The organism is Oscillatoria sp. FACHB-1407 (genome assembly GCF_014697545.1).
Taxonomy (GTDB): domain Bacteria; phylum Cyanobacteriota; class Cyanobacteriia; order Elainellales; family Elainellaceae; genus FACHB-1407.
This window is the reverse complement of the sequence record NZ_JACJSA010000001.1, coordinates 196822-209317: the sequence shown is the minus strand read 5'-3', so window position 1 is coordinate 209317 and position 12496 is coordinate 196822. Positions and strand designations below refer to the sequence as shown.

At 49.9% G+C, this 12496-nt stretch carries 15 protein-coding genes; 9 read left to right on the top strand and 6 right to left on the bottom strand.

Annotated features, from left to right (window positions below; genetic code table 11):
- Positions 1-7: 7 nt before the first annotated feature.
- The gene (gene pdxR, locus H6G89_RS00875; protein ID WP_190503226.1) at positions 8-1411 is read right to left on the bottom strand and encodes a MocR-like pyridoxine biosynthesis transcription factor PdxR; all 1404 of its coding nucleotides are present in this window, start codon (positions 1409-1411) and stop codon (positions 8-10) included.
- 115 nt (positions 1412-1526) lie between these two features.
- Here pdxR and H6G89_RS00870 point away from each other — a divergent pair, with 115 nt between their 5' ends.
- The 5 genes from H6G89_RS00870 (at position 1527) to H6G89_RS00850 (ending at position 5573) form a co-directional block, all read left to right on the top strand.
- Complete coding sequence (locus tag H6G89_RS00870) at positions 1527-1997, top strand: DUF3291 domain-containing protein (RefSeq protein WP_190503224.1); 471 nt, start codon at positions 1527-1529, stop codon at positions 1995-1997.
- Positions 1994-2620: a LysE family translocator gene (locus H6G89_RS00865; RefSeq protein WP_190503222.1), complete on the top strand. Its 627-nt coding sequence runs from the start codon at positions 1994-1996 to the stop codon at positions 2618-2620. The genes H6G89_RS00870 and H6G89_RS00865 overlap by 4 nt, the downstream gene beginning before the upstream one ends.
- Positions 2621-2731: 111 nt before the next feature.
- Positions 2732-3115 carry a DUF4346 domain-containing protein gene (locus tag H6G89_RS00860; protein WP_190503220.1) on the top strand — a complete coding sequence of 128 codons (384 nt, stop codon included), beginning with the start codon at positions 2732-2734 and terminating at the stop codon, positions 3113-3115.
- Positions 3102-3641, top strand: a complete 540-nt coding sequence (locus H6G89_RS00855) for a hypothetical protein (RefSeq protein ID WP_242059772.1) — start codon at positions 3102-3104, stop codon at positions 3639-3641. The genes H6G89_RS00860 and H6G89_RS00855 overlap by 14 nt, the downstream gene beginning before the upstream one ends.
- Before the next feature lie 303 nt (positions 3642-3944).
- Positions 3945-5573, top strand: a complete 1629-nt coding sequence (locus H6G89_RS00850; protein ID WP_190503218.1) for a CAP domain-containing protein — start codon at positions 3945-3947, stop codon at positions 5571-5573.
- Here H6G89_RS00850 and plsY read toward each other — a convergent pair.
- Both plsY and H6G89_RS00840 read right to left on the bottom strand, forming a co-directional pair.
- Positions 5570-6235, bottom strand: a complete 666-nt coding sequence (gene plsY, locus H6G89_RS00845) for a glycerol-3-phosphate 1-O-acyltransferase PlsY (protein ID WP_190503216.1) — start codon at positions 6233-6235, stop codon at positions 5570-5572. The genes H6G89_RS00850 and plsY overlap by 4 nt on opposite strands.
- Positions 6236-6318: 83 nt before the next feature.
- Entirely contained in the window at positions 6319-6582 is a 264-nt protein-coding gene (locus H6G89_RS00840) for a hypothetical protein (RefSeq protein WP_190503214.1), read from the bottom strand.
- Between the two features lie 146 nt (positions 6583-6728).
- On the opposite strand from H6G89_RS00840, the gene H6G89_RS00835 reads away from it, so the two are divergent.
- From H6G89_RS00835 to H6G89_RS00825, 3 genes are all read left to right on the top strand, one after another.
- Positions 6729-7193: an Lrp/AsnC family transcriptional regulator gene (locus tag H6G89_RS00835; RefSeq protein WP_190503212.1), complete on the top strand. Its 465-nt coding sequence runs from the start codon at positions 6729-6731 to the stop codon at positions 7191-7193.
- 74 nt (positions 7194-7267) lie between these two features.
- On the top strand, positions 7268-7813 hold the full coding sequence (locus tag H6G89_RS00830) for a DUF6174 domain-containing protein (protein WP_190503210.1): 546 nt from the start codon (positions 7268-7270) through the stop codon (positions 7811-7813).
- Positions 7814-7943: 130 nt separating this feature from the next.
- The gene (locus H6G89_RS00825) at positions 7944-8300 is read left to right on the top strand and encodes a hypothetical protein (protein WP_190503208.1); all 357 of its coding nucleotides are present in this window, start codon (positions 7944-7946) and stop codon (positions 8298-8300) included.
- Between the two features lie 345 nt (positions 8301-8645).
- Here H6G89_RS00825 and H6G89_RS00820 read toward each other — a convergent pair whose 3' ends face one another.
- Positions 8646-9296, bottom strand: coding sequence for a hypothetical protein (locus H6G89_RS00820; RefSeq protein ID WP_190503206.1), 651 nt, complete (start codon positions 9294-9296; stop codon positions 8646-8648).
- 733 nt (positions 9297-10029) lie between these two features.
- On the opposite strand from H6G89_RS00820, the gene H6G89_RS00815 reads away from it, so the two are divergent.
- Complete coding sequence (locus H6G89_RS00815) at positions 10030-10239, top strand: PF20097 family protein (RefSeq protein WP_190503204.1); 210 nt, start codon at positions 10030-10032, stop codon at positions 10237-10239.
- A 39-nt stretch (positions 10240-10278) separates the two neighbouring features.
- On the opposite strand, the gene crtO is transcribed toward H6G89_RS00815, so the two are convergent.
- Together crtO and H6G89_RS00805 are read right to left on the bottom strand one after the other, a co-directional pair.
- Complete coding sequence (gene crtO / locus H6G89_RS00810; RefSeq protein WP_190503202.1) at positions 10279-11994, bottom strand: beta-carotene ketolase CrtO; 1716 nt, start codon at positions 11992-11994, stop codon at positions 10279-10281.
- Positions 11995-12000: 6 nt separating this feature from the next.
- Entirely contained in the window at positions 12001-12399 is a 399-nt protein-coding gene (locus tag H6G89_RS00805) for a hypothetical protein (RefSeq protein WP_190503200.1), read from the bottom strand.
- Between the last annotated feature and the right edge of the window lie 97 nt (positions 12400-12496).

Sequence of the window (12496 nt, the reverse complement as noted above, 5' to 3'; positions counted from 1 at the left end):
TATCCTTTTATCCCAGTGCCTCCTGCAATCGCTTTATGCCTAGCTCAATTTGGCTGGGTGCCAGGTTGCTGTAGCCCAGGATGATTTTATGGTGATGCTTTTCGGGGGCGATCGCGTGGATTGAGACGGGATAGACGCGGACGCGATGCTGCTCGATGGTGTGTAGCCGTGACTCTGAAAATTGGAAGTCCGGAAATTCGGCAACCAGGTGCAGTCCGGTGGAGTCGCCTAAAATGTTGACCTGAGTTGAGAAGCGATCGCGCAGGGCTTGTCTGAGGGTGTTGCGGCGATCGCGATAGAGTTTTTTCATGCGGTTGATGTGTCGTTCCAAGTGTCCCAGTTGAATGAAGCGAGCCAGGGTAAATTGCTCAAACAACGGGGTGTGGAGGTCGTTCAACCGCTTGAGCCAGCGGCAGGGCTGAATCAGGGATGGAGGCAACACCAAATAGCCCAGACGCAGGGCAGGAGCGAGAATTTTGCTGAAGGTGCCGACATAAATGACCCGCTCTGGGTCAAGCTCTTGCAGGGAGTTGATCGGTGTGCCTTCGTAGCGAAACTCGCTGTCGTAGTCATCCTCAACAATAAAGCTGCTAGTTTGCTGGGCAAATTTCAACAATTCGATACGATTTTGAATTGATAGGATGCTGCCCAACGGAAACTGGTGAGACGGAGTGACGTGGGTTAGCTTAGGGGGTGGATCGGTTGGCAAAAAAGCGGGCTGAATACCGCGATCGCCCACTGGAACGGGATAAAGCAATGCCTCAACCGAGTTGTAGATATCCCACAGTTCACGAGCGATCGGATCTTCGATGGCGACGCGATCGCCCGGAGCTAGCAACAACTTGGCTACTAGGGCAAACGCTTGAGCCGCACCAGAGGTCATAACAATTTGCTCTGCGTCGCATTGCAAGCCTCGTGTTTTGCGGAGATAGGCAGCGAGGACAGAACGTAACTCCAGGCTTCCTTCAGCCGTGCCATAACCCATGACAGTAGGTGGCAACTCGGCATATACCTCACGAGACAGTTGCCCCCAGAGTTTTTTAGGAAAGTGATCCAGGGCTGGAACCCCAGAGCGAAAGTCGATCAGATCGGTTGGATTTGTCGAGGGTGAGGGCTGGGGCAACGATCTGTTAGTGGGATTGAAAGATTCCTGTAGCGGTTGCCATTGTGCTCCTTCAGCAACATAGGTGCCCGATCCTTGTTGCCCTGTGATGTAGCCCTCTGCGGTTAGCTGGTCGTATGCCTCTAAAATGACGTTGCGCGACACGCCCCATTCTGCCGCCAGTTCACGGGTTGCAGGGAGGCGATCGCCAGCCGCCAGTTCCCCTGTCAAAATCTTGTCGCGCAACCCCAAATAGATTTGCCGAATCAGAGGAATGTCAGAATTGCGATCGAGCGATAACCAGAGCATGGTAACGGATAGAGAAGAACTCAGGGAAATTGGTACCACCAAAATTCAACAGAATTGGTACTACCGTCAACCAATTTAACTGGATACCTTGTGAAACAGTACCGATGAGAAATCTATGAATTATCATCTCGCTGAAATTAACATTGCTCGCTTGCGAGCCCCGTTACATGATCCGATGATCGCCGATTTTGTGGCTCAGTTAGACACCATTAATGCTCTGGCAGATGTCAGCCCAGGATTTGTTTGGCGATTGCAGAGTGACGGTGAGGAAGATGCCACCAGCATTCGTGCCTTTGAAGATGAGCAAATCATTGTTAACTTATCGGTGTGGGAGTCGTTGGAAGCACTGTCAGGCTACGTTTACCACAGCCAACATGGTAAGGCAATGGGCGATCGCCATCGTTGGTTTGAGAAACTCAGTCACCCTTCAATGGCGTTGTGGTGGGTTCCGGCGGGGTATATTCCCACAGTTGAGGAGGGCAAACAGCGACTCCAGCATTTGCAGCAACACGGCTCAACGGCTCATGCGTTTACGTTTCGACAACCGTTTGCTGCCCCTGATTTAGTGGAGGTTAAATGCCAATGACGCTTCTCACAGAGTGGCTCACCGTTTTGGGGGTTGGGTGCATTGCGGTAATGAGTCCCGGTCCCAACTTTGTGATGACACTGCGAAACAGTTTGTCCCATTCCAGGCGGGCAGGCATTTACACCGCGATCGGTCTAGCGGTTGGGGACTTGATTCATATTGCTTACTGTCTCGTAGGGATTGGTGTGCTCATTGCCCAATCCATTCTGCTGTTTAACATCATCAAATGGTTAGGCGCGATTTACCTGATTTATCTCGGTGTGCAATCCCTACAGGCAAACCCTAACACGGCGTTTTCACAGGTTTCTACAACCTCGGCTCTACATCCGATCGCCGCATTTCGAGTTGGCTTATTAACCTGTATCCTCAACCCCAAAGTTACTCTCTTTTTTCTCGCATTTTTTACACAGTTGATCCATCCCTCCACGCCATTAGCAATGCAAATATTCTACGGATTGACTGTAGCTGTGATTGAGTTAGTGTGGTTCAGTATTGTTGCTTTGGTGGTGTCGCAACAAGTTATTAAAGATCGGTTTTTAGCCATATCTCATTGGATCGAACGGGTTACCGGAGTTGTATTGATTGGTTTAGGAATTCGAGTGGCAATTGCTCAAGACTCTTGAGCAGGCTATCTCAGTTTCTTTAGCAATGAAGAAGGGGAAGCTCCTAGAATGGCAATGAACCGGATAGAATGGTTGGTTCGACCCGATATAACCGATCCTCTCTGTTGAGCCATGAATCAAACGACTGAGTCCCTTGCCGCTCTGGATGATAAGCTGTCCAAGCGATTTATCGAACTCGACCCCCAGGGCTACTTCATTATCTACATCGACCGAGACGCAAAGCTGATTTGCGCCAAGCATTACAGCAACATCATCAACGATAAGGGGTTGGCGTGTGATCCGGAAACAGGAGAGGTGTTGTCGGTGCGTCGTCCGGTCGAGCGCATTCCCACCGCTATCTTTACAGGCAGAACGGCAAAAGAACTGTGTATCAAAATCTTTGAGGAAACCAAGCCCTGCCCGATTAGCTATCTCGATCACGCGGCATACCTGGGGCGCGAGTTTGTCAGAGCGGAGATGGCGTTAGTGCAGGGGCATGAATATGTTCAAGACTAAAGGGCTTTTCTCGATGCACCCGATGCGGTACGTAGTGGCGATCGCCGCAACTTTGCCGCTGTTAACCACTGCCTGCACCTCCACTGAGACAACGGAGTATGAAGCTACAGCATTGACCGTCTATACCTGGCAGGTCGATTACACCACAACGGTGGGGGGAGGAGGCGATCGCCCTCCCCGGGTAGAGGAGTTTGAGTCTACGTCGCTGCTTAACCGGAATGGACAGGAACCCGATGAAGCCGTAACGGGACCGGATGACCGGGGCTTGTGGTGGGCTGAATTGCCACCTCGTCCCACGCTAGAAGAGATGGAAGCCCGACAGCAAGCCTCAGAGAGCTTTGGCACGCCTCGATTGAATCAAACTGTGGAGTATTCCTTTACCTTTGACAAGGAAGGAGAAACGGTGACACTCCCCACCAACTACTCGGTCTATCGTCAGGTTGCCCGACTGTATCCTGACCAACCCCCGTTGGAGGTGACGTTGGGCGTGAATGAATCCTCTGTTGAGAAGGTAGAGCCAAGGTAATTAACGTGAATTCGAGATCAGGATTGTGGCGGTTAAAACCGCCGCTACAAGAGCAAAACCGACCTGCGTCGGTTCGTCAAATCCTGCATTTTTTGGAGTCTGTGTCGGTGGACTTAGCTCTGATAACTGCGAACTTATTCGTCGGCTGTTTAACCCGAACTGACGTTAATTAACGGCGGTTTTTCATTTTTTCATGATTGAGTGCAGAGTGGATAAAGCTCTGCCGATTTGTCATGATTTTCTTCAAGAAAAAGGAATCTTATTAATACACGCTCCTCCGTATTTCTCAGGATTTCCTTTATTATGCGGCTCCGCACATTTGGGTTATTGGCACCTGCCAGTATGCTTATATTGCTCATGACTGGCACCCTTTATTCGGCGATCGCCACACCCTCCAATGAGTCTTCTGAAGCGGTTTTAACCATCAGGACAAATGATTCCGCTGCGGTCATAGAGACAGAGATTTTAGCAGAGATGAATCGAGCCCGAACCAATCCACAAGGCTATGCCGCCTGGTTAGAAACGCTACGTCCCCATTACAGTGGCACTGTCCTACAGTTACCTAATGAGGTTGCATTGCGAACTCGGGAAGGCACCGCTGCACTGGACGATGCGATCGCTTTTCTTCAACTGATTCCAGCCCTCCCACCGCTACAGCAATCGGCGGGAATGTCTCAAGCAGCCCAGGATCTGGTGGACGATTTAGGGCAGACTGGCGTCATTGGTAGCCGAGGCAGTGATGGCAGTACCGCGAGCGATCGCATCGGTCGTTATGGCAGTTGGAGTGGTTCGCTCACTGAGATGACTAGCTATGGCAACCGGACAGCGATCGCTACAGTAGTTCTCTTGATTCTCAATGATGGCGATGTTGAGCGAAACCTTCGCCGCACCTTGTTTGATCCGGCCTTTCAAGTCGTGGGTATCGGTTGCGGCATCCATACGGCGCAACAAACTATGTGTGTCATGAATTACGCAACTGCGTATGCTGATGCTGAACCCATGGTAGCCAATCCTGAAATGGGGGATGCTGTTTCAGTGAGCGATGCTGAGATTGAGGATGTTGCGGTTCAGCCTGCTGAAGTTGAGTCTATCGAGCCTGAGCCTACTGAGGTCGAGACTGTTGAAGTGCCTGAAGCGATCGCCACAGTGCCTTCTCCATCTGAATCTGACGCTGCTATCAATACAGAGGTAACGGAAGTTATCTCAAGCGCAGACTTCCTCCCAAGTACGGAACCAACTTCTGGCAAAGTGAACACCGATCAAGCCACTCGTTCCACGGATGAACTCATTCCTTCTGGCAACACTTCCACATCGATTGCAACCCTGATCGGCAGTTATGATTCCCTACTGCAACCCGTTAGCTATCTCTCGCCCTTTGAGCAGGCGATTGTTGCTGAAACCAATCGGCTCAGGGCAGACCCATCTGCCTATGCTGAGCAGTTAGCCAATTTGCGGCAATATTACCGCGATCGCATCCTGCACCTGCCGGGGTTGCCACCACTCGAAACCGTTGAAGGTATTACAGCACTGGATGAGGCGATCGCCGTCTTGCGTGAAACAGACCCTCTGCCACTGTTGGAGCCCTCTAGAGGGTTGTCTTTGGGGGCGCGTGATCATGTGAATGATTTAGGGGTGATTGGTGCAACAGGGCACTACGGCTCCGATGGCAGCACCTACCGCGATCGCATTCATCGCTACGGCACTGTTCCCGCCGATACCCTGTCGGGAGAAAACATTAGCTATAGTCCATTGAGTGATGCTCAATGGCACGTCATCCAACTTGTCATTGATGATGGGGTGCCTAGCCGAGGACATCGGGAGGCACTCCTGAGAGCGGAATATCGTCTGACTGGAGTCGCCTGTGGCACTCACGCGGCTTACCAGGAGATGTGTGCCATCATCTACGCTGGCGACTTTGTAGAGCTTGATTAATTGCTGCTCTGATGCTTTTGCCCGACCTGTGGCTCTGTCCCTGCCAGTAGACGTTGAATGTTGGCGCGATGGGTAATGGAAATGTAGATTGCCGCTGCTGTGGCTAGCAACACATAGGGTAAGGGTTGCTGAAACAGCAGCATGAGCAGTGGGGAAGCGATCGCCGCCAGAATAGACCCCAACGAGACAATGCGAGATAGGGCTAGCACAATGCCAAACACGCCCAGGGTCGATAGACCCACCTGCCAGGACATAGCTAGTAGCACGCCTAACCCAGTTGCAACGGATTTGCCACCTTTAAAGCCAATCCACACGGAGCGACTGTGACCGACAATCGCGGTTAACCCAGCCATAATCACTGCCCAGGGCACCCACGCCTGTAAATCAGCATTGGCAGGAATAGTTGCAACTACCGCAGAAAGGGAGTAGAGCCACCGCGCCAGGGCGATCGCCGCTACTCCCTTCAACACATCAATTAACAAAACGGTCAGGGCAGGACCCTTACCCAGAGTCCGCAACACATTGGTTGCCCCGATTGACTTAGAGCCATGTTCTCGGATATCGATGCCCTTGAGCAATCGACCTGCCAAATAGCCTGTAGGGATTGATCCTAGTAGATAGGCTGCTAGCAACAATAACAGCCCCCAGATAATCGAGAACATGGCGCACGATCCTTAGTAAACGCTGCATCAGAGCAGTATCAGTTTACCGTGTTGCTTGCGCGATTGAACCCGCAGGATGGTTCTTAAGCGTAATAGCGTTGCTCAATCCATTGCCGCATATCGTTTTCAGAGCCAGTGAAGTAGCGATCGCTGATGGGGTCATATGCCCGCCAAAGCGTTTCGCCATGTTGGTTGGACTCTTGCCAGATATGGGGTTCAGCATATCCTGCGATCGCATTCAAGAAATTCTGCCAGCGGTGTTTCCAAGTGTTCGTTAGGGCAGACTTTGCAGGAGAGCGATGGTTGACGCCGAAATTGGGTTGAAATGGTGCTGAATAGCTCTTCATAAATCCACCTTCCTCACATGCACATCTTGTGCATCTTTCAGTAATTCTCAATACATTTTCATTATAAAGCTTAATCAACCGATCTGGCATATAGAATTAAATGAGTTGAGCCAGTTCAGCTTTTAATTTTAATGGAATAAGTGGTTATGACTTTAGAATCCGAATCTTTGCTTGATCCCGTAGGTTGGGAGATTTTGCGCGCTTTACAGGAGAATGCCCGCATCTCCTACAGTGAACTCGGACGACAGATTGGGCTTTCATCTCCGGCGATCGCCGACCGGGTGCGGCGGTTAGAGGAAGCAGGAATCATCACCGGATATCGTGCCGAACTCAACCTGGAGAAATTGGGTCTGCCGATTATGGCGTTTATGCGGGTAGTGTCTCCACCGGGACAGTTTACCAACATCGGTAGCTCGTTTACTCAGGTTCCCGAAGTTTTGGAGTGTCATCGAGTCACTGGCAGTGATGACTACATTCTCAAAGTGGCGGTTTCCTCAGTGACCCATCTGGAATCCTTGATTGATCAATTTCCTCACAGTCAGGTCATCACCCTGATTGTGTTGTCATCGCCTGTTAAGCGGCGTACGGTCGATTCACGTATCAAAAATTAAAACGCTTACAGTTCTTTCGTATACAGGCATTAAGCTGAGATGGTTATTCAGAATTACATGTCAGTCAGCAGCGAATGAGCAGAAATATCAAGCCATTGGGAATAACTGCCGCAATTGTTGGTGGTGTTTTGTTGAGCCTGGGTGTTGCCACTTTGCTCTATCAACGCCATGCACCCAGACAACAATTTAAACAGGCTCAACAAACCTGGAGTACACAGAAACCTGACCGCTACCGCATGACCGTTGAGTATCGCATTTTGACTGATTCACCTGGCTGTCAACAAGAGATTGAAGTGCAGAATGAGGCGATCGCCCGTGTTGTACGAGATACTTGTCAGAATCAGTTGAACCTCGTGACTCCCATGACAGTTTCTGATATTTTTGCGCGGTTTCAAACCCCTGCAACTGAATCAACTTGCGGCCCCAATGGGTGTCAGTGCGATGGAGCCATTCGCATCCATGCAACCTATGATGCTCAGTTAGGTTATCCCCGTCAAATTGAGAGTCGTTTAGAACGGGATTGGCTCAATCCGTCGCACTGGGGATTCAATACTCCCTGTACGATGATTGGATTTATTGGAGAGCATGTTGGGGTTGTGTCGTTGGAACCTCTACCGTAAGCAAAACCATTTCACACTCGTGGCGTAAATCACTACTGAAATAGGGGTGAAACCCGCTCTGTTAAACGCTTCTAGCTCTCTGTGGAAGCTCTTATGATGAAACATAGAGACATAGTGAGCAACAGCATTCATGAAAATTCAATCATCCGTTCTGGTGCATTTGGGTTTTGGCAAATACGTCCGCTCAGATCAAGTGACGGCTTTGCTGCCTGTGGAGGAGGAGCGTGGGCCGGGACGACGCACGTTTGTTTATTTAGCAGGACAATCTGATCCGGTTGTTGCTTCTCGCGCTGAAGACACGATTGTTCGCGATCTGGTGCAAGAGCCGCGTGAAGTGATTCAATCGCGCCAGCAACAGGAGATTTTGACTGACCTATTGCAGGATCTAGATAAAGTGAATTCCACTGTTCGACGCATTAGCCGTGACGAAGGTGGATTGGATCTGGATCAATTAGAGCGTCGTATCCGTCGAGTGTTAGAGGATTAGATTTCCGGTTTGAATCGTTGTGTGGTTTAGCTCATACGACGATTCACACCTTTAAAGTAGGACTTCGGTTTTAAGGAACGTCAGTTCGGTTCAAGAGCCCGGCGAATGAATTCGCGGCTACTAGTGTTGCGAACACAAAGTTCTGCAATGTAGGGGGGTTGGGGGCTTCGCCCTCAAGAAGGGGTAAAACCCCTTCACCCCTTTCAAAACTTATTTTTTGCTGTACTAGAACGAAGTCCGCCGACGCGGACTCCGGAAAATACAGGATTTGACGAACCGACGCAGATCGGTTTTGCTCCGATAGCGGTGGTTTTAACCGCCGAAATCCTTCTACAGTTTGAGTGTTTAATTGGTGAATTGAAACGTTGAGACAACTTGCTCAAAGGCTTGTTGATTGGCTCCATCCAACTCAGGTACATTCATTTTGCCAAGGCTGATGACAATTACTTCGCCTCCCGTTGGACTGGATAGAACCACATTGTCGTAACCGTATAGCCCCTCTGATGGAAAGGTTAGTGCCTCTTGACCTGCGATCGCCTGTGTCTGAAACTCACCTGGCACGACAAAGCGATTGTTTTGGGCAATCCAGTCTTCTAAGGGGAGGCGATCGCCATTCTGATAAATCGCCACCTGTACATTGGGAGGCAGTTCTGTTCCGCCTTCATATTGTCCGGCTTCAATGTCTTGATATTGCTCACGTTCCCAGAGATCCAAGGCCAGTTGTAGATCGTCTTCTGTAGGGGCAGACGGATCATCTTCTGAGCTATCCACAACAAAATCATCGGGATAGGTAAACGTAAAGCCAATTTGTTGATTAACGTAGCTCGGTTGCTCGGTTGGAGTGGCTTCCGGAGAAGCTACTTCTTCCGGAGAAACACTTGCTGTGGGAGTTGCCTCTACTGAAGGGGCAGATGCTGATCCGGAGGGAGGAGAAGATTGGCAGGCGATCGCCAATGTTGCGAGTGCGCTAATAAAACCAACCCTTTTAAGCATCATAAAACGGTGCTTGCTTTGACTCTTAGCTGCATTTGAAGGGATGGCATTTGAGTTGTAGTAAACCGACATTGCTGAATTTCTCGTGATAGTCTCTATCAAAGATAGATCCCACTCCAAGCAAATGGTTTCCGCAATAGGTAAGGCTTTACCTGATTGATTGACAAGGGATGAAGTCTTTATAGTCCCTGTTTACAAATGCTGTAGCAAAGTGCTGAGGACTGAGTGCTGAGGACTGAGGCTAAGAGGTAGACCGTACATCACGTTCAAAATTGAGAGATGTCCTAACAAACTGTTCAGTTGCTATAGCCATCCTATTTGATTCACGAAGAAGTCTGAGATATGGTCAATGGTCAATCGTCAATGGTCAATCGTTGCTGGTCATACACAAATTGACAAAGGACGAAGGACGAATGAAAGAGTAGGTTTCACGATCGATTTAGGACTGCTAGATATGGCGTTTTAGGTTGCAGGAAGTAAAATATAAATGCGAGTACATCTGCGAATGATTTATCAGGTGATTCATCCGAATTGACGTTCATTCGCATCTTGTACCCGTGACTCTGCTTTGCGTTTTGACCCCAAGGACACGATACAAGAGCTCAGGATTGTGGATTAAATAACCTGCATAACGGATTTACTGGAAGGGCATGGCAATGCCATGACCCTACCTCCAAAATCACACCTGATTAAATTTGCAAAGGTACGACAGAACTCATGAAGTAGTGAGGTAAAGATGCAAGAGCAAAATTGTCCTAAATGTGACGGAGAGATGGATACGGGTAAGTTGGGTATCGAAAATGTGATGTATTTTTCAAATTGGCAAAAGAACTTTTTCAAAGCTGGCACACTGATTGACAAGGCGCGTGCCTGTACGAACTGCGGCTTTGTTGAGTTGTATCTCGATCCAGAGGTGTTAAAGCAAAAGATTCAAGCCAATCAGTAGGTAGCTTTCCCCGGTTGGGCAGTACGTTGGTTGATTTCTCTACTCATGATGGGAGGAGCGATCGCCAGTACGGAATAAGGATTGTGCTGTCGATTTGATGGCATTGCCTGCATCTGCTAAAGCTTGAGAGACGGGGTGTTGAGTTTGCAGAATCACCCGCGCACAGTTGCGACCCGGCATTCCTGAAATAGACCCGCCTGGATGGGTGCCTGCGCCTGTGAGAAACAGCCCTTCGATGGGGGTTTTGTAGTTAGCAAGTTCTGGCAGGGGGCGGAAAAACATCATCTGGTCAAAGGTCATGTCCAGGTGATAGTAATTGCCTTTAGAAACGCCAATTCGACGTTCGAGTTCAGGTGGGCTTTCGATGTGACGGGCAATGATAGAGGAGTCGAGATTCGGGGCATAGTCTGCCAGTTTACTGAGGACGCGATCGGCAACCGTGTTTTTCAACTCCTCTGTCCATCCGGTTCCATTGAATCCAGTACCCTCCGCGCCAGCGATTTGATAGGGAACAAAGTATTCAATCCACAATGTATGCTTGCCCTCTGGAGCCAATGATGGGTCGCGCAGACTGGGCACCACGACATACATCGAGGGGTCATCCAGAGGAATTCTACCGATGTTTGGATCGGTATGAGCCAATTCCACTTGAGCGACAGAATCGGCAATCAGAACTGAGCCAATCATGTATTCATCGCGGTGATCGTGATTGACAAAGCGGGGTAACTCTGACAGAGCGCAATCGATTTTGAGAATGGCTTCATTGTGGTTGGTGATGCGACGGGCGACCCGTTCGCGCAAATGGGCGTCGGCTGTGTCTACATCATCCTCATCCATCAACTGCAAAAACAAGCGTTGAGCATCCAGACTCGATATGACTCCTGCCGTTGCTCGATATTCCTGCCCATTCGTGAGCCGCACACCGACGACTCGTCCCTCATCCACCAATACTCGTTGTACGGGTTGCTCAGTACGGATGACACCACCCAACGCCTGAACACACCGAACTAAGGCTTCTACGAGTGCCCCCGTTCCGCCTTTGGGACGAGCCATCCCCGGATTGTGACGCAGTGCCATCATAATGGAACCCACGGCCATATTTTTTTGAGAGGGGGGCGTACTCAGTTCTGCGGCGAGACGTGCTAGGGGAGCTTTGAGAAATTCGGAGTCAAAATATTCGTCGATGATGTCCATCGGGCTAGTGAACATGGAGCGGACGAAATCCAATGTTTTGTTGGCTGACCCCATCAACGAAAACAAATCCTTGAGTTTGCTGATGTCGTAGTTGCCTGCCATGTCTACGAGTGACTTGGGCGGAGCGTTAAACATTGGTGTGAGCATTCCAATCACCCGCTGCCAGAAGTCGATGAATTCAGCATACTTGCGAGCATCACGAGGGCTATATCGCTCAATCTCGGCACAGGTTTTTTCTACTGATCGATGGGCGAAGAAATACTTCCCGTCGGGGTGAGGACAAAAAACAACAGGGTCACAGAAAAGATATTCCAGCCCGTACTTGTCTAGCTCTAACTCTTGAACAACGGGACCCAGATGGATGAAGATGTGGTCGATCGCACAAGGATTGAACTTAAAGCCCGGAGCCTCTTCTGGCATTAATTCCTCGGTAGTTGATGCCCCACCGGGAATGGGATTTTTCTCTAACAACAGGACGCTATATCCGGCTTTAAGCAAGTATGCGGCGCAGACCAGGGCATTGTGACCTGCCCCGATCAGAATGAAATCGTATCGTTCCATCAGGCTCTAATCGCGAAGGTTCGTTTCAGCATTAATTGGTAATTTCATTTGGTCGGTATCAGGCAAATCTGCCTGGGGAGTGTCGTTGCGATCGCCCGGAATATCGGGGTTGTTCTGAAGATTGATCGATCCTTTCTCTGCTGATGATGCATCGGTTGAAAAGGCTCCCATTTCACCGGATGCTGCTGCTGTTTTGGGATCCCCTGTTGTCGTTGCACCCGAAAAATTGGTGGCGATCGGAGCGTTGACGGGTTCCCCTTCAGGTTGGTTGCCACCTACTTCAGCGTGTGCGTCTAGCATGGCACTACCCTGCACGTTTTGTGAGGTGAGCGGTTGAGCTTGCTCGGATGCAACGACGGGGCGATCGGGATTTTTGGCTTGATCAGATAGGGATGGGTCACTCATAGGTTTTTCCTTTTTAACCGCTGTGGAGCGAGATCCCCCTGCCTCTGGCATCTCCCTCAAAAAGGGGGACTGAGGGGGATCTCTTCTCAGGATGTCT